This window comes from Croceitalea marina (genome assembly GCF_042684265.1).
GTDB classification, from domain to species: domain Bacteria; phylum Bacteroidota; class Bacteroidia; order Flavobacteriales; family Flavobacteriaceae; genus Croceitalea; species Croceitalea marina.
Genome location: NZ_JBHULB010000080.1, coordinates 101,626 through 124,567, shown reverse-complemented (window position 1 = coordinate 124,567; position 22,942 = coordinate 101,626). Strand labels below are relative to the sequence as shown.

The window sequence follows — 22,942 nt, the reverse complement described above, 5'->3', positions numbered from 1 at the left end:
TTTTGCGTTTTATTTAACGCGCTGAACTATTTGACGAATAAGCTCCATATTAGTTACAGCTACCTGGTGTTCTACCAGATGATTTTCAGAATTCATTGAAATTTTATTAGCAACGGAAACAGTATTATGAAAAGTAGTACCCGAAAGATGTATCGCTTTTAGGCCAATTGCTTTAAAGACATCAATATTGGTTTTATTAATACCAGACCCGGCCATAATCGTGATTTTTTTTGCAATGGAATTTAAATCGGCCAACAAATCAATGCCCTTCTCTGCCGATATTCGTTTGCCAGAAGTCAAAACGGTATCTACCCCAAAGGACTCCAATTCAAGCAAAGCTTCTAACGGATTCGGAATCCAATCAAAGGCTCTATGAAAAGTAAAATGTAAGGGGCCTGCCACCTCGACCAAATGCTTTGTGCGTTCACCATCAAGCGTACCGCCGGTGTTTATTACACCTGAAACGATTCCGTCTACACCCAGTTCTTTACACAGCTCAATATCATTCAATAGAACCTCATACTCACTATCAGAATAAGTGAAATGACCACTTCGCGGTCTTACCAATACATGAACAGGAATGGACAGTTTTTTTTTAACTGCGGTGATTAAACCATATGAAGGTGTAACTCCGCCAATGCCCAGTTCTGAACAGAGTTCGATACGGTCTGCCCCGGCCTTTTCGGCATTCAAGGCCGATTCTAAAGAATTGGCACAAACTTCAACAAGCATATTGTTATATTTATTGAGTACTAAAAATAAACAACCCAAGCATGCAAAGACGTAAATTCCTAAAAAAATCAGGTCTAAGTACCGCAGGTATTCTTTCCGCACCGATTTTAGCTTCTTGCAAAACGGAGCCTAAAACAAAAAATATCGTTACCACTAACTCGACAATAAAACCCATTGTTATCGCCACATGGAATGTGCCGAATGCAACTGCCGAAGCATGGAAGGTTTTAGAAAAAAAAGGCAACGCCTTAGATGCCGTTGAAGCCGGTGTAAAAATGGAAGAAGCCGATATAAATAACCAATCTGTCGGTAAAGGTGGTAGACCAGATAGGGATGGCAACGTAACATTAGACGCCTGTATTATGGACCAGAATGGAAATTGTGGTGCGGTGGTCTATATGCAAAATGTAACCCATGCTATTTCAGTAGCACGAAAAGTAATGGAAGACACTCCACATGTCATGTTAGCAGGCTTGGGAGCTGAAAAATTTGCTTACGACAAAGGATTTCCAAAGGAAAATCTGCTCACTGAAAAATCTAAGGCAGAATGGTCGGAGTGGAAAAAGGAGTCAAAATATGCGCCTGTAATCAATATTGAAAACCACGATACTATTGGCATGTTGGCCATTGATACAAATGGTGATATTTCAGGTGCCTGCACAACAAGTGGAATGGCCTATAAAATGGCAGGGCGCATTGGTGACTCCCCTGTTATCGGTTCAGGTTTGTTTGTAGATAATGAAATTGGGGGAGCAACAGCAACTGGTCAAGGAGAGGAAATTGTAAAAACCGTAGGAAGTTTTTTGGTGGTAGAACTTATGCGACAAGGCTGGTCCCCACAAAAAGCTTGCGAAGAGGCGGTAAACCGAATCATTAAAAACGACCCGAATTATAAGGATATTCAGGTTGGCTACATTGCCGTTAACAAAAAAGGCGAAACAGGAGGCTATTGCATTCATCCCGGTTTTAGTTATCGCGTTTATTCAGAAGAAGGGCATGAAAATATTACATCAAAGAGTTATTTGTGATTGTTTAAAAGTCTTAAATCTTATGTCTTTTTATCTTAGGTCTTTTTTCTACTTTTAAAGACTTTGAACTTTTAACTTAGTACTTACAATTTTTCAAACATGTCTGACCAAAAAAGACTCTTTTTATTAGATGCCTATGCACTAATTTTTCGTGGGTATTACGCCCTTATTAAAAACCCAAGAATCAACTCCAGAGGCATGGACACCTCGGCCATTATGGGTTTTATGAATTCACTATTTGATGTCATCAAGCGGGAACAACCCGACCACTTGGCCGTTGCTTTCGATAAAGGAGGAAGTGTAGAACGAACAGAAATGTTCGAAGCGTACAAAGCAAATAGGGATGAAACCCCGGATGCTATAAAAATAGCGGTACCCTACATCCAGAATATTTTAAAAGCAATGAAAATTCCGATTGTGGAATTGGAGGGTTATGAGGCCGATGACCTTATTGGAACCATTGCCAAACAGGCCGAAAAAGAAAACTATAAAGTCTTTATGGTCACCCCTGACAAGGATTTTGGGCAACTGGTCTCCGAAAATATTTTTATGTATCGCCCGGCTAGAATGGGTAATGGCATTGAAATCTGGGGTATCCCCGAAATTCAAAAACGTTTTGGCGTACAACGTCCAGAACAGGTTATCGACTATCTAGGAATGATGGGTGATGCAAGTGACAATATTCCTGGTTTACCTGGTGTTGGAGATAAAACGGCAAAGAAATTTCTTGAGCAATTTGGCGATATGGAGGGTCTTTTAGCCAATACCGATCAGCTAAAAGGCAAAATGAAAGAAAAAGTAGAAGAAAATGCCGAGCTCGGTCGTCTTTCACGAAAACTGGCCGAAATAAAGATTGACTGTGAGGTTACTTTCAATGCCGAAGATTATGAAATGTGTGAACCTGATAGCGCTCAGGTACAAGAAATTTTTGAAGAATTAGAATTCAGAAGACTAAAAGACCAGTTTATAAAGATATTCTTTGAAGAAGCCCAAGCAGATGCCAATCAAGAATCTGGTGATACGATTTCAAATAAAACACGCTCCGAAGGCAGCCGTGTAGAAGCCAAGGCAGCGGGCAGTGGTCAATTTTCACTTTTTGGGGGTAATCCTTCCGATGCTCCCGCTACCATCAAAGATGTAAGCAGCAGAAATAAAATTGAGGATATTTCACACTTTTATCAACTTGTGCAGCCAGGCTTGGCCATGGATTTGTTCTTGAAACAACTCATGCAACAAACTTCTGTTTGTTTTGATACCGAAACGACTTCCTTAAATCCTTTAGAGGCGGAACTAGTGGGTATTGCTTTTAGTTGGAATACGGGCACGGGGTTCTATGTTCCATTTCCTGAGGAGAAAGAACAGGCAAATCAACTTATTGAACAGCTACGCCCATTCTTTGAATCGGAAAGCATCGAAAAAGTAGGACAAAACCTAAAGTATGACATTAAAGTGATGCAAAACTATGGCGTTCAAGTAAAAGGGAAACTTTTTGACACCATGTTAGCGCACTACCTTATCAATCCTGATATGCGTCATAATATGGATGTGCTAGCGGAAACCTACCTCAACTACACGCCAGTCTCAATCACCGAACTTATTGGTAAAAAGGGAAAGAACCAACTTTCTATGCGTGATGTTCCTTTGGAAAAACAAACTGAATATGCTGTTGAAGATGCTGATATTACGCTACAATTGGCGCATCATTTTAGGCCCGAATTGACCGAGGCAAAAACCGAAAAGCTTTTTAACGAAATTGAAATTCCGCTGTTACGTGTTTTAGCGGATATGGAAAGTGAAGGTATTAACCTAGATAAAGACTTTTTAGGTTCCTTATCCGCAGACTTAAATACAGATATTCAAAATTTAGAGCGAAGTATTTACGAAGCGGCCGGGCAAGAATTCAACATAGGTTCTCCGAAACAATTAGGGGAAATTTTGTTCGACAAGATGAAGTTGGTCGATAAACCCAAAAAGACCAAAACAGGTCAATATTCCACTGCCGAAGATGTGCTTTCTTATTTGGCAAAAGACCATGAAATCATTCAGAATGTTTTAGACTATCGTGGGCTTGCCAAACTAAAAAGCACCTATGTTGATGCGCTCCCTGAGCAAGTAGAAGCAAAAACGAAACGGGTACATACAGATTACATGCAAACCGTGGCTGCTACCGGCAGACTTAGTAGTAACAATCCTAATTTACAGAATATCCCTATACGTACGGAACGCGGACGTGAAGTAAGGAAAGCATTCGTACCTAGAGATAAAGACTATGTTCTATTAGCTGCAGATTACTCACAAATAGAGCTTCGCATTATCGCTGCTTTAAGTGAGGAAGATACCATGATTGAAGCCTTTAAAAACGGTGAAGACATTCATGCGTCTACAGCTTCAAAAGTGTTCAATGTACCTTTAGAAGAAGTAACACGTGAGCAACGTAGCAATGCTAAAACTGTAAACTTCGGGATAATCTACGGAGTTTCTGCCTTCGGCTTGAGCAACCAAACGGATTTAACCAGGGCAGAATCCAAAGAACTTATCGAAACCTATTATAAGACCTATCCTAAACTACGCAATTACATGGGTGAGCAGGTAGACTTTGCCCGAGACAATGGTTATGTACAAACTGTTCTTGGGCGTCGTAGGTATTTAAAAGACATTAATGCAGGCAACCAAGTGGTGCGTGGTGCCGCAGAGCGAAATGCCGTGAATGCCCCCATACAGGGAAGCGCTGCGGACATTATTAAGATTGCAATGATCAATATTCACAAAAAACTTACTGAAGGTAATTACAAAACCAAAATGTTACTTCAGGTACATGATGAATTGGTTTTTGACTGCTACAAACCGGAGCTTGAAGAAATGAAAACCTTAATTAAATCTGAAATGGAAAATGCCTACACCATGGCAGTACCTTTAGATGTTGAAGTTGGTATTGGCGAAAATTGGTTGGAAGCGCATTAAAATTTAAAAAACACCCTGCGGGTGTTTTTTTCTTTACCAACCAAAAGCTAGTTTAAACTTTGGCTTCTTTTCTTTTTTAGGGGTCTGTCGCTCTTTTTCTGCTTCCTTATTTCGCAATCGAGCTTCTTGCTCAAAATGTGCAAACATTTCCATCGAAAATGGGGCTGCTTGCCAAACACTTGGGTAATGCTTTAACTTTTTCATATTGAAACAATTTTCAGTTAATAGCTGCAAAATTCAAACAAACAGCATTAAATCAAAACAACGTGTTTTTCCAATTTATATGCTATTTTAACCCAAAGCTTTTAAAGGTCAAATGAAGTCAACGCTATCTGACAAACTCCAATTCACTAAAACCTCTTTACAAAAAAATAGCGGGCCCTTACTAATTATTCTGCTGTTCGTGGTATTGGGAATATTTTTAGTTTACTTAGGACTTCGCACCGAAACTACCTTTCTATGGATTTTTGGAGCTGTTTTTGGTGCCTTACCGCTATTGGGAATTCTATTTACAATACCCTCTAGCTTTTTGTACTATTATGAGCAGGCCCAGACCAAAAAATATGGAACTTATGGTTCGGCCAATATTATTGAAAAAGAGGAAAAAGATGTTTCATATATCGACAAAGTGGGTAATCGGCGCGTTAATGTAAAGGCGTTTCAGTATTTTCTAACCTACGCTTTTGAGCACAACGGCCAAAGCTTTCAAAATACATTTTTAGTAGCGGGTAAAAATTGTTTTGATGCCTTAGAAATTGGTCAAGAAATTCCTATTCAATTTTTACGCAACAATCCGAAAAAGTCAACTATTAGAAGACGTAAGTTGGCCAATGAACTTGGTCTGCCAATAGAAGATTGCCGATAATCATTCTTCGTAGTTCTCTCCTATCTGATCCAAAACTTTTAAGAACGTTTCAAACTCCAGCACATCCAAACCTTTAATGGCTTGCCTACGCAACTGTTTTGCATGGGGCTCGATGAGTGCAATAACCTCTTGCCCACGCTTTGTAAGCTCCAGTTTAAAACGTTTGAAATCCCCTTCAAATCGTGTTTTTTTTATCCACTTTTTTCCCTCTAGCTTTCCTATTACTCTAGAAGTTGTAGCCCGATTACGAAAATTAGATTTTACAATATCAGATTGAGAAGCCTCCTCACCCGACTGATAAATTCGATACAGAATTACCCATTGCTCAATAGTAAGATCTAGTTGTAGCTCTTGAAAGGTTCTCAAATAGGCATCTTGCACTTTTCTAAGCACTAAATCTAAGTGCAATCCAATACCAGAAATTTCATCTATTTGATTGAGCATATAAATTTGATAAATGCCACATCGAGCGGAGTCAAGATGTCTTTCAACTATTTCTCGACTCCGCTCGAAATGACCGTTAAATATTCCTTCAAAAAAATCTAACTAAAACCTTTTCGTATTCCAAAAATACGTATTTTTGTTGCATTAGCAACAATTATAATAAAACACATCAAAATATACAGCATATGGAAACTACAACTTTACCAAAATTGCACGAAGACGCTCAAGACTTTATGCCTATCAATGGCACAGATTATATTGAGCTTTATGTAGGTAATTCTAAACAAGCGGCCCATTTCTATAAATCAGCTTTTGGCTTTCAGTCATATGCCTATGCTGGCTTACAAACAGGTTTAAAAGACCGCGAAAGCTATGTAGTTATACAAGATAAAATACGATTGGTATTAACTTCGCCCCTAAAGAGTGGTACCGAAATTGGAAAGCATATTGACGCACATGGTGATGGTGTAAAAGTAGTCGCCTTGTGGGTAGACGATGCCACTTACGCCTATAACACTGCCATGAGCAAAGGAGCCAAATCTTATATGGAGCCGGTGACAGAAGAAGATGAAAACGGAAAAGTAGTTCGTGCAGGAATCTATACCTACGGTGAAACGGTTCATATTTTTGTAGAACGTAACGATTATAAGGGAACATTCTTACCAGGTTACACCGCTTGGGAAACTCCAGACTTTAACCCTGCCCCTACAGGATTAAAATATGTTGACCATATGGTAGGCAATGTGGATTGGAATCGTATGAACCACTGGGTAGAATTCTACGAAAAAGTGATGGGCTTTGTCAATATACTTTCATTTGACGATAATGATATTTCTACAGAATACACGGCTCTAATGAGTAAGGTGATGAGCAACGGAAACGGTAGGATTAAATTTCCTATTAATGAGCCTGCTGAAGGCGCCAAAAGATCCCAAGTTGAAGAGTACTTAGATTTCTACGAAGGTGAAGGAGTGCAACATATTGCGGTAGCCACTGACGATATTATAAAAACTGTTCGTGATCTAAGAAGTCGCGGTATAGAATTCTTGAATATTCCTGATACTTATTACGATGCAGTAACCGATCGTGTAGGTAAAATTGACGAAGACATTGCCCCATTAAAAGAGCTTGGTATTTTGGTAGACCGTGATGATGAAGGCTATCTTTTACAAATTTTCACCAGACCAATTGAACCAAGACCGACAATGTTTTTTGAAATCATTCAAAGAAAAGGTGCACAGTCATTTGGAAAAGGTAACTTTAAGGCACTCTTTGAAGCTATCGAGCTTGAGCAACAATTGAGAGGTACTTTGCACTAAGGTGTGGTTTAAAGTTTCAGGTTTAAGATGCTATTTTTTAAGCTTGAATCTGAAACTTGTATTTGAACTTTAAAACAACGTTATGCCTATTTATCATAAACTCGGGCAGTTTCCTGAGAAGCGACACACGCAGTTCACAAAACCTGACGGAAGCTTATACTATGAACAACTATTCGGGACCATTGGGTTTGATGGCATGTCATCACTACTCTACCATGTTCATCGCCCAACACAGGTAAAAGAGGTCGGTGAGGCAATTGATGTGAGCCCAAAAATTGCGGAAGCGAAGCACATTAAATCTAGAAAGTTAATTGGGTTTGATGTATTGCCAAAAGCTGATTTTTTGGAATCTCGAGAACCTATGTTAGTGAACAACGATGTTCATATTGGTTTGGCCGCTCCAAAGAAATCGATGACTTCTTATTTTTATAAGAATTCTGATGCCGATGAAATGTTATTTATTCATAGAGGCAACGGAACCTTAAAAACTTTTTTAGGAGATATTCCTTTTGAATATGGAGATTACCTTATCATTCCACGCGGAATGATATATCAAATCGAATTTGATACTGAAGACAATCGTATTTTATATGCAGAGTCTTTTCACCCTATTTATACGCCAAAACGATATCGCAATTGGTTTGGGCAGTTGTTAGAGCATTCCCCTTTTTGTGAAAGGGATTACAAACTGCCTGAAAATTTACAAACGCACGATGAAAAAGGTGAGTTCGTGATGAAAATTAAAAAGCAAGGCATGCTGCATAGCTTAGTCTATGCAACGCACCCATTTGATGTTATTGGCTGGGATGGTTATAATTATCCATACGGATTTTCCATTCACAATTTTGAGCCTATTACCGGTCGCGTTCATCAACCGCCACCAGTGCATCAAACTTTTGAGACAAGTGCTTTTGTCATATGCTCCTTCTGCCCACGGTTGTACGACTATCACCCAAAGTCAATTCCAGCGCCATATAACCATAGTAATATTGACTCTGATGAAATGCTGTATTATGTTGATGGCGATTTTATGAGTAGAACGGGGATTGGTCCTGGTTATATTTCGTTGCACCCTGCCGGCATCCCTCATGGACCGCATCCGGGAACTTACGAAGCGAGTATTGGTAAAAAAGAAACAGAAGAATTAGCAGTAATGATCGATACTTTTAAACCATTACAATTGACAGAAAATGCCATGAAAATTGACGATGGCAAGTATTACAAATCTTGGATAGAATAAAAATTAGACTTGAGACGATAGATTTGAGAATTGAGAAAAAATCTCATTAAGCACTCACATCTAAAATCTCAATACTCACATCTATATAAAAATGATAATAAACATACCTGAAAACTCAGATTTTTCTATACACAATATTCCTTTCGGAATTTTCTCCACTGCCGATAGAAGCCCTAGGGCCGGTGTTGCTATTGGTGAGCTCATTTTAGATTTAGCCGCCCTTGCTGAACTTGATGTTTTTGAATTTAATACAGCCGTATTCGAGAAAGATACCTTGAACGACTTTATCTCTCTTGGAAAACAGATAACCAAAAAAGTTCGTAAAGACATTCAGGTTTGGCTACAAGACGACAATTCCATTTTGGCCGGAAAACCAGAACTTTTTGTAAAACAAGTGGAGGCTGAAATGCATATGCCCGTGACCATAGGAGACTACACCGACTTCTATTCTAGTATTGAACATGCTACCAATGTGGGTAAGATGTTCCGCGACCCAGAAAATGCATTATTGCCTAACTGGAAACATATTCCTGTAGGTTATCATGGTCGTGCAAGTTCAATTGTAGTTAGTGGAGTACCGGTTCATAGACCAAAAGGACAAACCATTCCTAATGATTCCAAACAGCCAGTTTTCGGACCATCTCAGCGCGTAGATTTTGAATTGGAAATGGGCTTTATTACTGGAAAAAACACAAAACTCGGAGAATCCATTTCTACCGAGGAAGCTGACAATTATATTTTTGGACTAGTTTTATTAAATGACTGGTCGGCACGTGACATTCAAAAATGGGAATATGTGCCGTTAGGGCCATTCTTGGCCAAGAACTTCGCATCACATATCTCACCTTGGATAGTTACATTAGAAGCCCTAGAGCCTTTTAAAGTTTCAGGGCCTGAACAAAAACCCGAAGTATTACCCTATTTAAAATATCAAGGTGAGAAAAATTATGATATTCACCTAGAAGTGGGGATTACACCTGAACAAAGCGAGGAACAGACCGTATGCCGTTCCAACTTTAAATACATGTATTGGAATATGGAGCAGCAACTTGCCCACCACACCGTAAATGGATGTAATATCAATGTAGGAGACCTATACGGCTCAGGTACTATCTCGGGAAAAGATGAAAAATCTTATGGCTCAATGTTAGAATTAGCCTGGATGGGAACCAAACCCGTAAAAATGAAGGACGGTACCGAACGTAAATTCATTAACGATGGCGACACGGTTACCATGAGAGGATTCGCTGAAAAAGATGGCAAACGAGTTGGTTTTGGAGAGGTATCTGCCAAGATTTTACCAGCTAAATAAAAACATCGATGACAAAAACCATAGACCCTATCGCTATTCCACAACCCGAGTTGCACGCCTACTTACTTTCAGCGGTAGCACCGAGACCCATTTGCTTTGCCAGCACTATCGATAAGGAAGGTAATGTGAATTTGAGTCCGTTTAGTTTTTTCAATGTTTTTAGTTCTAATCCGCCCATCATGATTTTTTCTCCTGCACGAAGTGGTAGGGACAATTCTTTAAAGCATACGCACATCAATGTCAAGGAAGTACCTGAAGTAGTTATCAATATTGTAAACTATCCTATTGTTGAGCAGATGTCTTTATCTAGCACTGCTTATGACAAAGGGGTGAACGAATTTGTAAAGGCCGGTCTTACCCAAGTTGCTAGTGAAAAAGTGAAACCCCCAAGAGTTGGCGAAGCTCCGGTAGCTTTTGAATGTTCCGTAACTGAAGTCATCGAGCTTGCAGATACCCCGGGCTCTGGAAACCTCATACTTGCAAAGGTAGAACTCATCCATATCAATGAAAAATACCTAACGGACGATAAGCTAGACACCACAAAATTAGATTTAGTTGGCCGTATGGGAGGTAGTTGGTATACCCGTTCAAGTGGAGATTCACTCTTTGAGATTCCGAAACCAATACGTACTAAAGGAATAGGTGTTGATGCATTACCTGAAAATATTCGTAACAGTTCTGTACTCACAGGTAACAATCTTGGGCGTTTGGGCAATGTGGAAGAGTTACCAACCCTTACAGAAATCGAAAAAGTTGCTGATCACGAAGACATTAAAGACCTGACCAAAAAATCGGAATTACATAAAATAGCGAAAGAAGTTTTAGAGGCGGGCCATACAAAACAAGCTTTGAGCATATTAATGCATGCAGAAAAATTTAATTGATGAGCAAAACAATTGAATCTATATTCAAACCACACTTAAAACCAAAGGAAGTTTATCAAGGGGGTAAAAATCCGCCCACTTCCAATGGAAAAAAAATATATAAACTATCTTCTAACGAAAATCCCCTAGGACAGTCTCCAAAGGCAACTGAAGCTTTGTTAAAGGCAGCTAAACATATTGATGTTTATCCAGACCAAACGGATATTCGATTGCGTGAGGCGCTTGTAAAAGATTTTGATGGACAATTAAATGCAAATCAATTTATCTGCGGAAACAGTGGTTCAGAAATTATTGATATGCTTCTTAGGGCTTTTGTCAATGAAGGTGATGAAGTAATTTACTCCAACCCTTGTTTTTTACCCTATGCCGTATTTTCTAGATGGTACGGTGCAAAACAGGTAGATGTTCCTTTATTGAATACCACTTATGATTTAGATTTAGAAGGCATTTTAAATGCAGTTACGGACAAAACAAAAATCATTTTTCTGACTAGTCCTAATAACCCAACTGGAACCTATATTCCAAAATCGGTTCTAGATGATTTCTTTACTCGAATTCCTAAAGATATTGTTATCGTTTTTGATGAAGTTTATCGTCATTTTGCCGATGCTGAAGATTATATTTCGGGTTTACCTTACGTAACGGAAGGACATAATGTGGTCGCTGTAAATAGCTTTTCCAAGACCTACGGTTTGGCGGGCCAGCGAATAGGTTATTGCTATACCACCCAAACCATTGCCAATTACGTTCGGCAAATTCATAAACCTTTTCTTTTACCTATTACTTCAATTGAAGCAGCAATAGGCGCTTTAAATGATACCGACTTTATCGCCGAAACCGTAAAAACCGTTCAAGTCGGCAGAAAGTATTTGACCGCTGAATTTGATAAGCTGGGAATTAAATACTGGCCAACACAAGGAAACTTCTTTATAATTGACCCGCCCTTACCAGAATTTGAATTTACCGATATGCTTATGGAGCAAGGTATAATGGTAAGACCTGTTTCTCAATTTGGAGCTCCAGGAAAAGTTAGAATTACCATTGGAACGCAAGAGGCCAACGAGGCATTGGTAAAGGCTTTAAAAAAATAAAGCCCATTGTTTCCAATAGGCTGTGTTTTTCTTAATTATCTTAAAACTATTGCCTCGTAAAGACTACCTCAGCACCAGCGTAATTCTCTGCATTGATAGCCTCACCCAATATAATTAAGGTATTTCCGTATAATTCTATAGTTATGGTCTCTTCTTCTTGATTTTCATTGATGAAAGTCAATTGATCTCCCACTAAAGTCCATACTGTGGTTTCAGTATCACTTTGTGCCGGGCAAGGAACATCCAAGCCCATAGCACCAACATTGACCTCAATGTAATTTACCTTATTATCGGCAGAAGCTGTTCCATCAGTATTAAAAGTAAAACTTACCAAAACGCAACCTTCTTCAACTAATCGGTCTACAATTTCATCGGCCAAATTCAACGAGGTATCATTGGGGTCTTCTGGAAAACGTACATCTGTCATATTCCAGGTACCCACTAAGGCCGAACCCTCCAACATCTCATTATCTTCACCATCCGTAGAGCAGCTGGCTAAAGTGAATACAGTTAAAATTGCTATTATACCTTTTTTCATGTCTGTTTTTTTAATTCGTATTGTTCAGAACGAAAAAAAGAAAACAATAGTGTATAGTAAGTAAATTACTGATTATAAGATAAATCGGTAAGTGGCTTTAAGCAAAAAGGTGTTGTCTCTTTTCTGACCTAAAATTTGATTATCCAGACTACGACCTAAAGAATCGGAAGGGTCACCAAATCCCGTAACACCCTGAGACCAGACTAAAAATACTTCGGAACCTGGAATGTATTCCCAACGAACCACCAAATTGGAACGAAACTGGACAAATGAAAAATCTGGGTCATTAAACTCATAATCCGTAACGGAGTCCAAATCTTCGTCAATTAGAAAAGTATTGTCTGTTGATTGTGAAATTTGGTTAGCGCTATAAAGACTTATTCGTTCATTAAGGTCTTCGGCAGCAGCATTATTTACAAAATTAAAATTGGTGTATGTTCCCCTTGAAATAAAAGGCTGCCCATAATACTGAATACTTAAATTTGGATTGATACTATAATTAAAACGCAAGGTTGTACTGAAGGTCCGTTGATCTATTTCACCTAAAATATAGCGTGGTGTACCTAGAAAATCTCTTTCAGTGATATACTGTGTTTTGCTTGGGTTCTCTTCGTATTCAAAATTAAGTGAAAGACTAAAAGCGTCAAAAGGCTGGTATCGCGTTCTTAAAACATATCTCACCAAAGAAAAATTATCTTGTTGAGCTTGACTATTAACATAACCGATGGTAGCATTAAATTTTTTGCTTCTATCCGTTCCGGCAAAAACAAAAAAGAAATTTTCTTCATTAAAACGCCAGCGTGGGCCACCGCGTAAAATCGTATTCAAGAAAATACGAGGTTTGTGTGTTGCGCCACCTTCTGTAAACCAATTATTTGCATAGTTTATAAAGCCTCGAAAATCATATTGAACTCTATTATAGTTGCCTTCAAAATCAAAGGCGCTACTCTGACCTAATGTCAAACTAGCCGTGCGCAGTAATTTTGTCGGTTTTAAAAAAAGATACTGAAGATTGGCGAACTGCCTAATATCATCGGCCTGTCTTAAAAAACCAACGTCGTTTAATTCTAGCTCTGGAGAGCGCCAGAAACCACCAGTTTCAAATCGCCAGTTTCCGCCACCCGATTTACCAAAATTTAGCTTCCCTCCAGTTCCGGTAAGCGAAGTTCTTGTTGGGTCAACTTCAACGTGAGTGGCATCTGTTCTCTGAAATAGATGAGCCAGACTTTGTTGCGTTCTTAATATTGCTTCTGGGCTTCCGGTGACATGACTTGTAACAATATTACCCTCTATATAGTAATTTCTATTCTGCCAACTGTGTCTAAAATCCAATCCTCCGGTATACGCCGCTTCGTGCAAAAAGTCTAAATTACCTTCTAACTTGCGATTGGTTGCGGTAAAAATTCCTCCAACAAAAGAATTTCTTTCATTAAAATCTTTTTGAAGTCTGCCCACCAAATAATTGGTAAAAGGTTCAACCAATTCCTCTCGACGGTCGCCGTTTGAATCAACTTCTGCATAAACTTTACCGGTCACGCTTTCCAATAAACCAATGGACCAGCCGTTTTTGGTCTTTCCTGAGAATTTAGCTGCACCTAGAATTGCTGTATTATTAGGCACATTAGCAAATTCCCCCGCATCCAAATTTGGAAAACCTTGTGGATTTCTGCCTATACGACGGCTGTAAAAAACATTGTCATTACCATTTGCAAATTCGTAATCAAAAATATTCTTGTTTTCTACAAAAAAAGGGCGTTGTTCTCGAAAGAATATCTGAAAACCATCAAGCGCAATCGCTCCAGGGTCTGCTTCTACCTGACCAAAATCTGGATTAACCGTAAGGTCTAAGGTCAAGTCGTTGGTGATTCCGATTTTGGCATCTAGACCGCCGTTTAATCTAAAGTCAGATCCATCTCTAAAAGGGTTTCCTTCTTCTGCCGGGTAAGTATCATATTGTTTCACAACAAAAGGCTGAATTTCTAATTGTTTCTGAGGCTCAATATCTATTAACCCATGCAGCTCACCAAATTCACTAACAAAGCCCGATAAATCTTGGGGTACGCGCTGCCATACAGAGCGTTCTTGAGCCCTGAAAAATAACCGGGTAACCTGTAGCCCCCAGATTTGTTCTTTGGCTTTTCCGAACTTTAACTGGCTGAACGGAATTTTAGCTTCCGCCGTCCAACCTTGGCTATCAATGTTTGAAGCGGTATACCAAATCGGGTTCCAACTATCATCAAAGTTGTTTCCATTTTCAGATACAAACTCATCGCCTTTAACCCCCGCAGCCGTTGTTGTAAAAGAAAATGCCGTTCTCTTATCATGATAACTATCGATAATTATGGCTATTCTATCACCAGCAAAATCATCGCGTCGTGACAATCTTCGCTCTATTTTATCGGGTTCTGAATCGTAACATCTGTATGCAACATAGAGGAATTTATCGTCATACAGAATCTTAAACTTTGATTGTTCGCTTGGGGGCGTATTTTCATCTGGTTCTCTTTCGACAAACGCTTCGGACCAATCTACCAAACCCCAGGCATGGTCATTTAAAGTGCCATCTATTATTGGTGCATTGTTACCTTTTATGGGCTTGGTGGTATAAACGAATTTGGGAACGGGGGCAATCGAATCTTGTGCTTTTGTGCTAAAAAAAGCGCACATAGCAAAAAGTGTAAAGAGCGTTTTTTGCATGATGAAATTGGTCTGGCTTGATGAATACCCAAAAATAAAGGGCTTCAATGATAGAAGCCCTTAGTTTAATTTTTAATTAACAGTATTACTGTCATAAAACAAATCGATAGGTTGCCTTTAACAGGAAGATGTTTTGTGGTTTTTGTCCGAAAATATTGTCGCCCAAGCCTGTAAATAAACCTTGACTTGGATCACCTGATTGCGATACATCTTGAGACCATACTAGAAAAATTTCTGAGCCAGGTATATACTCCCAACGAACGACTAAATTTGAGCGAAACTGTACAAAAGAAAAATCTGGATTACCAAAACTGAAATCGGTTACTCCATTCAAATCTTCATCAACACTGTAAGTGCCATCTGCTAAAGAAACTTGATTGTTGTCATATTGCACAAAACGATTTTCAAAACGTTTTGCCGTAGCATCATTTACATGCTTAAAATTAGAATACCTACCTCTAGAAATAAAAGGCTGCCCCCAATATTGAATAGTTAGATTAGGATTAATGGTATAATTTAACCTAAAGGACATGCTTAAAGTGCGTTGTTCAATTTCTCCATTTAGATATCTGGGCGCCCCATTTACATCAAGATTACTTACAAATTGCAACTTATCATTATTGATATTATAGGAAGGAAAAGCGGAAACCCGAATAGCATCTATAGGCTGATAGGTTACACCTGCCCGTATAAAATATGAGTTAAAGGAATTATCTACTGCTTTACGACCATTATGAAAAACATTAAAGCGCACTTTTTTTCTATTGTCCGTATTGATTCCATTCCAAAAACTACCCCATGGCGATTGTCTTAACCGGGGGCCTCCTCTGAGTGCAAAGTTTGAATATTGAACAGGAGCATAGTTAAACCCTGCATTAGTGAACCAGTTATTTTTCCAGTTTTGCCAACTGTTGGTATTAAATTGAAGATAGTTATGATTACCTTCAAAATCCCAAGCGGTCCAATGGTTGTAATTAATACCAACCCGTCTAAAAGTACTGTCCGGCTTTAAAGTTTGATATCCTACCCAAGTGTAGTGTCTAATATCATCTGCCTGTCGCTGAAAACCTAAATCATTCAACTCAAGTTCTGGTGAGCGCCATGTGCCCCCAGATTCAAAACGCCAATGTCCATTACCAATCTTGCCGATTTTTACATCTCCTCCTGTTCCTGTTAGTGTTGTTTTAGTCTCATCAACTTCAACATGATCAGCGCCTACTCGCTGAAACAATCTAGTTATTGATCTCTGTGTATTTTCAATGGCTTCTTCACTTCCTTGAACGTGGCTCAAAATAATATTCCCGCCAAAATACCAATCACGATTGTTCCATTGGTGTTTAAAATCCAAACCTCCGGTATAAGCGGATTTATGCAAAAAATTCAACCCTTCAGTAAGGTTATCACGATTGGTTGCAGTAAAAACTCCCCCAACAAAAGAATTTCTATCATTAAAATCTTTTTGTACTCGCCCAACAAAGTAATTGGTTAAAGGTTCTACGACTTCTCTTCTTCGTTCTCCATTATTATCTATTGTAGCATACTTTTTGGCCGTGACACTTTCTAAAACACCCAAAGCCCAACCATCTTTAGTTTTTCCGCTAAATTTTGCAGCACCTATTATTTGGGTATTATCTGGAATTTCAACAAATTCTCCATCAGCGGTATTAGGAAAACCCTGAGGACTACGTCCTATTCGACGCGAGTAAAACACATTATCCGAACCAAATGTGTTTCCCGCTTCAGATTGAGAAATATTAAAGTCAAAAATGTTCTTGTTCTCTACAAAAAATGGACGTTGCTCACGAAAGAAAATTTGAAATCCATCTAATGCAATAGCAGAAGGATCTGCCTCAACCTGACCAAAATCGGGGTTTACCGTTAAATCTAAAGTCAGGTCGTTTGTAATACCAATTTTTGCATCAAGCCCAACCGTAAGATTGGTTTCATTTCCATCTCTAAATGGGTTTCCTTCCTCAGCTTCATACGTCTCACCACTCGCAACAGTGTATGGCTGAATTTCCAACTGTTTTTGGGGCTCAATATTTTTCAATCCGTGTAATTCTCCAAATTCACTTACCCAACCCGGCTGATCAACTGGCTTGCGCTGCCATAAAGAACGTTCTTCTCCCCTAAAAAATCGTCGTGTTGATTGTAACCCCCAAACTTGATTGTCAGAACTACCAAATTTTAATTGACTTAACGGAATCTTTAATTCCGCAGTCCAACCCTCACCATCTATATTAGTTTTGGTATACCAAATTGGGTTCCAGCTGCCATCCCAATTATTACCATTGTTAGAAATAAATTCATCTCCCTTTACCCCTGCTGCCGTAACCGTAAAAGAAAATGCAGTACGCTTGTCATGGTAACTATCAATATTAAATTCTACCCAATCTCCCTCAAAACCATCTCTTCTAGAAAGTCTTTTTACGATTTCATCAGGTTCATCATCATAACATCGTACACCTATATATAGATATTTGCTATCATATAAAATTTTAAATTTTGTCTGATAACTGGGAGGTGTATTTTCATCAGGCTGATTTTCAATGTAATCACTTGTCCACTCCACAATATTCCATGCGTTGTCATCTAAAAGACCATCAACAATCGGAGTCTTTTCTGAACCTAATGGTTTTGTTAAATAAATTCTTTTGGGAATAACTTCTGTAGTATCTTGCGTTTGTTCGTTCTCTTGAGCATATAGCCAGCAAGAAGATAGAACAAGGGCAAGAAAAAAGGTTGGATTTCTCACGACGTTCGTTTTTTGATTAGATGTGTAGTAAAGACTTACCTAATCTCGAACAGTTACAGTAAAAAGGAGTTTTAATGTTTTTTTAACAAAAATCTTTTCAATCCTTTTTGATGACATTTTAATTATTCTAAAAATTAAAAAATATTCTTTCTCAACCATTTGCAATTCAATCTAATAATTGTACATTTGCAGCCCGTTATTCGGGAACGATTACAAAATTTAATACTATTTCGAGAAGTGGATACATTAAGTTATAAAACGATTTCTGCCAATAAGTCTACCGTTGATAAGCAATGGGTATTGGTTGATGCTGAAGGACAGACATTAGGTAGATTGGCGTCTAAAGTTGCCAAAATATTAAGAGGGAAGTACAAACCAAACTTTACTCCTCATGTAGATTGTGGTGACAATGTAGTTGTTATCAACGCTGAGAAAGTTCAAATGAGCGGAAATAAGTGGAACGATAAAACCTATTTAAGATATACAGGTTACCCAGGTGGTCAACGTTCAACAAGTGCTTCTGAATTGTTGGAAAAGCATCCTGAAAGAATTATAGAGAAATCTGTGAAGGGAATGCTTCCTAAAAATAAATTAGGTGCTGATTTATTCAGAAACCTTAAAGTATATGCTGGAGCTGAGCATGGTCAAGAAGCTCAAAAACCTAAAGCAATTAATTTAAACGACTATAAATAATGGACGTTATTCATAAAATTGGGAGAAGAAAAACAGCCGTAGCTCGTGTATACGTTTCTGAAGGAAAAGGAAACATTACCGTTAACAAAAGAACGCTAGAGGAATATTTTTCTACTGCAACATTACAATACAAGGTAAAACAACCTTTTACACTTACTGAAACTGATGGAAACTACGACGTTAAAGTAAATGTATACGGTGGTGGAATAACTGGGCAGGCAGAAGCCGTTCGTTTAGCATTGTCTAGAGCAATGTGCGAAATAGATGCTGAAAACAGAGCTGTTTTAAAACCAGAAGGTTTGCTTACTAGAGATCCAAGAATGGTAGAGCGTAAAAAATTCGGACAGAAGAAAGCTCGTAAGAAATTCCAGTTCTCTAAACGTTAATACAAGATTACAAGGCATCCTTTTTGGGTGCCTCTATTATATTTTCTAACAAAGTTCATTGAAAGTTTTTGCCTGTTGGCAAAAGCAATTAAAAAATCCCAAAAGCCAATACCATTGGCAGCTTAATACAAGCTTTGGGTAAATTAGTTTAGCATCTAAATGATAAAGGCTTCCTTAACTCCTGTTTTTGGATACCACTTTTTCATTGCTAATTCAAAAGAACGTAAACTAAATTTAAAAATGGCGAAAGTCGAAGTAAAACAATTATTAGAAGCAGGTGTGCATTTTGGGCACCTAACAAGAAAGTGGAATCCAAACATGGCTCCTTACATCTACATGGAGCGTAACGGCATTCACGTTATCAATCTTTACAAAACGGTTGCAAAATTAGATGAGGCCAATGAGGCTTTAAGAAAAATTGCGGCATCTGGAAGAAAAATCCTTTTTGTAGCTACCAAAAAACAAGCGAAAGACATCGTTGCCGAAAAGGTTTCTAATGTAAACATGCCTTTCATTACAGAAAGATGGCCTGGTGGTATGTTGACCAATTTTGTTACTATCAGAAAAGCTGTTAAAAAAATGGCCTCTATTGATAGAATGAAGAAAGACGGAACATTTCTTACCCTTTCAAAGAAAGAGCGTTTACAGGTTGATCGTTTAAGAGCTAAGCTAGAGAAAAACTTAGGTTCTATCTCTGAGATGACACGTCTACCTGGAGCAATTTTTATTGTTGATACCATGCGTGAACATATTGCCGTGAAAGAAGCTCAAAAATTGAATATTCCAATTTTTGCCATGGTGGATACCAATTCTGACCCAAGACCTATCGATTTTATTATTCCTGCAAATGACGATGCCGGTAAATCTATCGAGGTTATCATGGGTGCTGTCACCGAAGCTGTAGCAGAAGGTCTAGCAGAAAGAAAAGCCGAAAAACAAGGTGATAAAGAAGGTAAGGAAGAAGCCAAGCCAAAAGAAAAGGCTGCAGCACCAAAAGCTGAAAAAGAAGTAAAAGAAAAAGTTGAAGCTGCTCCGGCAAAAGAAGAGCCAAAAAAGAAGGCTCCAGCGAAAGTCAAAGCCGACGACCTAACGAAGGTTGAAGGTATAGGCCCAAAAGCAGCCGAGGCACTAGTTGCAGCAAGTATCGCTACATACGCTGATTTAGCAAAGGCTAAACCAGAGGCTATAAAAACTATTCTTACAGATGCTAGCCCAAGGTTAGCCCACTTAGAACCTGCATCTTGGCCAAAACAAGCAAAAATGGCGGCCGATGGAAAATGGGACGAACTTAAAGAGTGGCAAGACAATACCAAAGGTGGTGTTGAAGATTCTGAAGAGTAGTTCAACAATTACGAATAACAAGATGGCCAATGTGGCCTCTTACAATACATAAATTTTAAAAAAGTATACAAATGGCAAAGATTACAGCCGCTGAAGTAAATAAATTAAGAAAGACTACCGGAGCTGGTATGATGGATTGTAAAAATGCATTAGTCGAAGCTGACGGTGATTTTGACAAAGCAATTGAAATTCTTCGCAAGAAAGGTCAAAAAGTTGCTGCAAAAAGAGCCGATAGAGATTCTTCGGAGGGAGCAGCAATTGCAAAGGTTGATGCTAACAATAGTAACGGTGTCATAATTTCATTGAATTGTGAAACCGATTTCGTAGCAAAGAATGAAACTTTTGTAACCTTAGCTAACGAACTAGCCGATTTAGCCTTAGGTTTTGACAACAAAGATGCTTTCATGAACGCTTCTTACAACGGAATGACCGTTTCTGAAAAATTAACGGAACAAACTGGAGTAATCGGTGAGAAAATTGAAATTGGAAGTTTTGAAAAATTAAGTGCTCCTTTCGTTGGGTCGTACATTCATGCGGGAAACAAAATTGCAACATTAGTAGGCCTATCTGCTGCAGTTGATGGGGCCGCTGAAGCTGCAAAAGATGTTGCTATGCAAGCAGCTGCAATGAATCCTGTTGCATTAAATGAGGAAGGTGTTGACCAATCTGTTATTGATAAAGAAATTGAAATTGCAAAAGATCAATTACGTCAAGAAGGAAAACCAGAAGCAATGTTGGAAAATATTGCGAAAGGTAAATTGAAGCGTTTCTTTAAAGACAACACTTTAATAAATCAGGCCTTCATTAAAGATAATAAGCAAAGCGTTGCTCAATATGTAAAATCTGTTGATTCTAGTTTAGAAGTTACAGGTTTCTCTAGGGTCGCTCTAGGATAATTTCCTTTTATTTATAGAATAAAAACCCTGACCAGTAGGTCAGGGTTTTTTTGTTTTAAAATTTAGTTTATTCCGATTTTATCATAATATCTCCATTCATCGTTTTAAATAGAAGTTCTGCACCGCCACCATTTATAGTTCCAGTTACCCATTTATCAACATTAACCTTATAAACTCCAGATGAGGTTCTATTTTCCTCTTTTTTTACATTTCTAGTCATTTTAACTTCATAATCCGTATAAATCTCTCCATTATCTGTTTTAGCTTTAATATTTGCAGCTAGGTTAGAAGGAAAAGTAACATCCAAATCTCCATTTAAACTAGTAAAAGCCATAGGGGCCTTAGAATATCCCTTAGTAAAAGAGACCACTATATTTTTATTTAAGGCATCTGCAATAACAGACCCACCAATGTTTGTTAAGGTAATAGCTCCGTTTAAATTGCTAATTTCCATTTCTCCGTCTACACCCTCGACACTTATATTACCATTATTTGTGGCTCTAAGATCTAAGGAGAAATTCTCCGGAACTTTAATCTTAAAATCTACTTTTTTATTAATAGTTTTTGATTTTACTACAACTTCATTATTAAATTCTTCTACAGTAAACTCGAGTGAAGTATCACCAATCTTTCGCATACCGTTTTTGATCTTTACTGGCTTACTACTTTTTGGCCCCACAGTCTCTATCACAACATCATTACCTTTATGTGCAATAACACTAATCGACCCGTATAATAACCCGATTTTTAATTGTCCATCTTTCCCCGGATTGGTTAATGGAATGGTAACTGCTTCTTTATTTTCTGTTTGCGCAGAAATACTTGTTATACTTAATAGGAAGATTAAGATTGTTACTATATATATATTCTTTCTCATCATTTTATTTTTTTAAAGTTGCATCTCCGTTTAAAAGATTAAAATCTAATTTTATTCCACCATTACCAATTCTATACGATTGATTTGAACTCATATTATACTTTACACCCTTCCCTTTTTTAGTTTTTGTTTTTATCAATTCTGGTTTTAAAGTTGTTGTGTCATAATTGGTATACATATCTCCATTTAGACTTTTAAATGAAACATCGGCATTAAGGTTTTTCTTAAAAGTAACATTGATATCACCATTTAATGAGTTGTATTTAGAATCCTCAGTCGGGTTCTTATAATAGCTTATATTAATATCTCTATTTAATGCATTAACATCAGTCTTACCGGCTACATTTTCTAAAGTAATTGCTCCGTTTAGGTTGTTAACAATAATTTCATCGCCTTGAACATCTTTAGCATAAATATCCCCATCATTCATAGTTGCTAAGCTCACATTAGTACTCTTTGGAACTTTCAACTTAAAGTCTAAATAGTATTGGTACTTAGGTTGTTCCCATCTACCATTATTTTTATGATTTTCATATCTACCGATAGCTGTATTAAAATTATTCCAAGGAGATTCTAGATAAACATATATACGAGCACCTACTTCTTCAACCCTAACTTCAATATCTTGCTTTCCTTCTTCTAAACTATCTTGATTTCTAGCAGAAATTGTCTTTTCTACTTCAATTTTAACACTAGTCCCATCATAACCCTCAACGGAGATAGGACCATTTACATTTTGTACTACTAACATATTATCTGATGAGTTTGAAGAAAAACTTAACTCTTCCTTAATAGTTTCAGTAGACTTTTGTGCTGTCATTAATTGACAACATAAAAACCCAAATACCAACATAATTGTTTTAACTGTTTTCATGATTGTTCG

General features: G+C 38.0%; 20 protein-coding genes. 12 read left to right on the top strand and 8 right to left on the bottom strand.

The window, feature by feature from the left end; all coding sequences use genetic code 11:
* Positions 1-9: 9 nt before the first annotated feature.
* The gene (locus tag ACFSQJ_RS17005; protein WP_377768123.1) at positions 10-732 is read right to left on the bottom strand and encodes a copper homeostasis protein CutC; all 723 of its coding nucleotides are present in this window, start codon (positions 730-732) and stop codon (positions 10-12) included.
* A 41-nt stretch (positions 733-773) separates the two neighbouring features.
* Here ACFSQJ_RS17005 and ACFSQJ_RS17000 point away from each other — a divergent pair, with 41 nt between their 5' ends.
* Together ACFSQJ_RS17000 and polA are read left to right on the top strand one after the other, a co-directional pair.
* On the top strand, positions 774-1,760 hold the full coding sequence (locus ACFSQJ_RS17000; protein WP_377768122.1) for an isoaspartyl peptidase/L-asparaginase family protein: 987 nt from the start codon (positions 774-776) through the stop codon (positions 1,758-1,760).
* A 99-nt stretch (positions 1,761-1,859) separates the two neighbouring features.
* A complete protein-coding gene (polA, locus tag ACFSQJ_RS16995; RefSeq protein WP_377768121.1) occupies positions 1,860-4,721 on the top strand; it encodes a DNA polymerase I in 2,862 nt (953 codons plus the stop codon).
* Between the two features lie 33 nt (positions 4,722-4,754).
* On the opposite strand, the gene ACFSQJ_RS16990 is transcribed toward polA, so the two are convergent.
* Positions 4,755-4,925 carry a hypothetical protein gene (locus tag ACFSQJ_RS16990; RefSeq protein ID WP_377768120.1) on the bottom strand — a complete coding sequence of 57 codons (171 nt, stop codon included), beginning with the start codon at positions 4,923-4,925 and terminating at the stop codon, positions 4,755-4,757.
* 112 nt (positions 4,926-5,037) lie between these two features.
* Here ACFSQJ_RS16990 and ACFSQJ_RS16985 point away from each other — a divergent pair, with 112 nt between their 5' ends.
* Positions 5,038-5,586, top strand: a complete 549-nt coding sequence (locus tag ACFSQJ_RS16985) for a hypothetical protein (RefSeq protein ID WP_377768119.1) — start codon at positions 5,038-5,040, stop codon at positions 5,584-5,586.
* Here ACFSQJ_RS16985 and ACFSQJ_RS16980 read toward each other — a convergent pair whose 3' ends face one another.
* The gene (locus ACFSQJ_RS16980; protein WP_377768118.1) at positions 5,587-6,030 is read right to left on the bottom strand and encodes a MarR family winged helix-turn-helix transcriptional regulator; all 444 of its coding nucleotides are present in this window, start codon (positions 6,028-6,030) and stop codon (positions 5,587-5,589) included.
* 185 nt (positions 6,031-6,215) lie between these two features.
* Here ACFSQJ_RS16980 and hppD point away from each other — a divergent pair, with 185 nt between their 5' ends.
* The 5 genes from hppD to hisC all read left to right on the top strand — a co-directional run bounded on the left by hppD (position 6,216) and on the right by hisC (position 11,876).
* Positions 6,216-7,349: a 4-hydroxyphenylpyruvate dioxygenase gene (gene hppD, locus ACFSQJ_RS16975; RefSeq protein WP_377768117.1), complete on the top strand. Its 1,134-nt coding sequence runs from the start codon at positions 6,216-6,218 to the stop codon at positions 7,347-7,349.
* Positions 7,350-7,431: 82 nt separating this feature from the next.
* Complete coding sequence (locus tag ACFSQJ_RS16970; RefSeq protein ID WP_377768116.1) at positions 7,432-8,589, top strand: homogentisate 1,2-dioxygenase; 1,158 nt, start codon at positions 7,432-7,434, stop codon at positions 8,587-8,589.
* 85 nt (positions 8,590-8,674) lie between these two features.
* Positions 8,675-9,901: a fumarylacetoacetase gene (fahA, locus tag ACFSQJ_RS16965; protein WP_377768128.1), complete on the top strand. Its 1,227-nt coding sequence runs from the start codon at positions 8,675-8,677 to the stop codon at positions 9,899-9,901.
* A gap of 8 nt (positions 9,902-9,909) precedes the next feature.
* Positions 9,910-10,785 carry a flavin reductase family protein gene (locus tag ACFSQJ_RS16960; protein ID WP_377768115.1) on the top strand — a complete coding sequence of 292 codons (876 nt, stop codon included), beginning with the start codon at positions 9,910-9,912 and terminating at the stop codon, positions 10,783-10,785.
* Complete coding sequence (gene hisC, locus ACFSQJ_RS16955; protein WP_377768114.1) at positions 10,785-11,876, top strand: histidinol-phosphate transaminase; 1,092 nt, start codon at positions 10,785-10,787, stop codon at positions 11,874-11,876. Before ACFSQJ_RS16960 ends, hisC begins: the two co-directional genes overlap by 1 nt.
* Before the next feature lie 46 nt (positions 11,877-11,922).
* Here the strand turns inward: hisC and ACFSQJ_RS16950 are convergent, their stop codons facing one another.
* From ACFSQJ_RS16950 to ACFSQJ_RS16940, 3 genes are all read right to left on the bottom strand, one after another.
* Positions 11,923-12,414 carry a lipocalin family protein gene (locus ACFSQJ_RS16950; protein ID WP_377768113.1) on the bottom strand — a complete coding sequence of 164 codons (492 nt, stop codon included), beginning with the start codon at positions 12,412-12,414 and terminating at the stop codon, positions 11,923-11,925.
* A 72-nt stretch (positions 12,415-12,486) separates the two neighbouring features.
* On the bottom strand, positions 12,487-15,111 hold the full coding sequence (locus tag ACFSQJ_RS16945) for a DUF5916 domain-containing protein (RefSeq protein WP_377768112.1): 2,625 nt from the start codon (positions 15,109-15,111) through the stop codon (positions 12,487-12,489).
* A gap of 91 nt (positions 15,112-15,202) precedes the next feature.
* A complete protein-coding gene (locus ACFSQJ_RS16940; protein WP_377768111.1) occupies positions 15,203-17,866 on the bottom strand; it encodes a DUF5916 domain-containing protein in 2,664 nt (887 codons plus the stop codon).
* 237 nt (positions 17,867-18,103) lie between these two features.
* Here ACFSQJ_RS16940 and rplM point away from each other — a divergent pair, with 237 nt between their 5' ends.
* From rplM to tsf, 4 genes are all read left to right on the top strand, one after another.
* Positions 18,104-18,559, top strand: a complete 456-nt coding sequence (gene rplM / locus ACFSQJ_RS16935) for a 50S ribosomal protein L13 (protein ID WP_377768110.1) — start codon at positions 18,104-18,106, stop codon at positions 18,557-18,559.
* Positions 18,559-18,945, top strand: coding sequence for a 30S ribosomal protein S9 (gene rpsI, locus ACFSQJ_RS16930; RefSeq protein ID WP_377768109.1), 387 nt, complete (start codon positions 18,559-18,561; stop codon positions 18,943-18,945). Before rplM ends, rpsI begins: the two co-directional genes overlap by 1 nt.
* A gap of 240 nt (positions 18,946-19,185) precedes the next feature.
* Positions 19,186-20,286, top strand: a complete 1,101-nt coding sequence (rpsB, locus tag ACFSQJ_RS16925; protein WP_377768108.1) for a 30S ribosomal protein S2 — start codon at positions 19,186-19,188, stop codon at positions 20,284-20,286.
* Positions 20,287-20,357: 71 nt separating this feature from the next.
* The gene (gene tsf / locus ACFSQJ_RS16920; RefSeq protein ID WP_377768107.1) at positions 20,358-21,182 is read left to right on the top strand and encodes a translation elongation factor Ts; all 825 of its coding nucleotides are present in this window, start codon (positions 20,358-20,360) and stop codon (positions 21,180-21,182) included.
* Positions 21,183-21,249: 67 nt separating this feature from the next.
* On the opposite strand, the gene ACFSQJ_RS16915 is transcribed toward tsf, so the two are convergent.
* Positions 21,250-22,062 carry a DUF4097 family beta strand repeat-containing protein gene (locus tag ACFSQJ_RS16915; protein ID WP_377768106.1) on the bottom strand — a complete coding sequence of 271 codons (813 nt, stop codon included), beginning with the start codon at positions 22,060-22,062 and terminating at the stop codon, positions 21,250-21,252.
* Position 22,063: 1 nt separating this feature from the next.
* Positions 22,064-22,933 carry a DUF4097 family beta strand repeat-containing protein gene (locus ACFSQJ_RS16910; RefSeq protein ID WP_377768105.1) on the bottom strand — a complete coding sequence of 290 codons (870 nt, stop codon included), beginning with the start codon at positions 22,931-22,933 and terminating at the stop codon, positions 22,064-22,066.
* Between the last annotated feature and the right edge of the window lie 9 nt (positions 22,934-22,942).

Excerpts from the sequence above, each read along its gene's own strand:
- ACFSQJ_RS17005 (WP_377768123.1), bottom strand. The coding sequence starts at position 732 with ATGCTTGTTGAAGTTTGTGCCAATTCTTTAGAATCGGCCTTGAATGCC.
- ACFSQJ_RS17000 (WP_377768122.1), top strand. The coding sequence starts at position 774 with ATGCAAAGACGTAAATTCCTAAAAAAATCAGGTCTAAGTACCGCAGGT.
- polA (WP_377768121.1), top strand. The coding sequence starts at position 1,860 with ATGTCTGACCAAAAAAGACTCTTTTTATTAGATGCCTATGCACTAATT.
- ACFSQJ_RS16990 (WP_377768120.1), bottom strand. The coding sequence starts at position 4,925 with ATGAAAAAGTTAAAGCATTACCCAAGTGTTTGGCAAGCAGCCCCATTT.
- ACFSQJ_RS16985 (WP_377768119.1), top strand. The coding sequence starts at position 5,038 with ATGAAGTCAACGCTATCTGACAAACTCCAATTCACTAAAACCTCTTTA.
- ACFSQJ_RS16980 (WP_377768118.1), bottom strand. The coding sequence starts at position 6,030 with ATGCTCAATCAAATAGATGAAATTTCTGGTATTGGATTGCACTTAGAT.
- hppD (WP_377768117.1), top strand. The coding sequence starts at position 6,216 with ATGGAAACTACAACTTTACCAAAATTGCACGAAGACGCTCAAGACTTT.
- ACFSQJ_RS16970 (WP_377768116.1), top strand. The coding sequence starts at position 7,432 with ATGCCTATTTATCATAAACTCGGGCAGTTTCCTGAGAAGCGACACACG.
- ACFSQJ_RS16960 (WP_377768115.1), top strand. The coding sequence starts at position 9,910 with ATGACAAAAACCATAGACCCTATCGCTATTCCACAACCCGAGTTGCAC.
- hisC (WP_377768114.1), top strand. The coding sequence starts at position 10,785 with ATGAGCAAAACAATTGAATCTATATTCAAACCACACTTAAAACCAAAG.
- ACFSQJ_RS16950 (WP_377768113.1), bottom strand. The coding sequence starts at position 12,414 with ATGAAAAAAGGTATAATAGCAATTTTAACTGTATTCACTTTAGCCAGC.
- ACFSQJ_RS16945 (WP_377768112.1), bottom strand. The coding sequence starts at position 15,111 with ATGCAAAAAACGCTCTTTACACTTTTTGCTATGTGCGCTTTTTTTAGC.
- rpsI (WP_377768109.1), top strand. The coding sequence starts at position 18,559 with ATGGACGTTATTCATAAAATTGGGAGAAGAAAAACAGCCGTAGCTCGT.
- rpsB (WP_377768108.1), top strand. The coding sequence starts at position 19,186 with ATGGCGAAAGTCGAAGTAAAACAATTATTAGAAGCAGGTGTGCATTTT.
- tsf (WP_377768107.1), top strand. The coding sequence starts at position 20,358 with ATGGCAAAGATTACAGCCGCTGAAGTAAATAAATTAAGAAAGACTACC.
- ACFSQJ_RS16915 (WP_377768106.1), bottom strand. The coding sequence starts at position 22,062 with ATGATGAGAAAGAATATATATATAGTAACAATCTTAATCTTCCTATTA.
- ACFSQJ_RS16910 (WP_377768105.1), bottom strand. The coding sequence starts at position 22,933 with ATGAAAACAGTTAAAACAATTATGTTGGTATTTGGGTTTTTATGTTGT.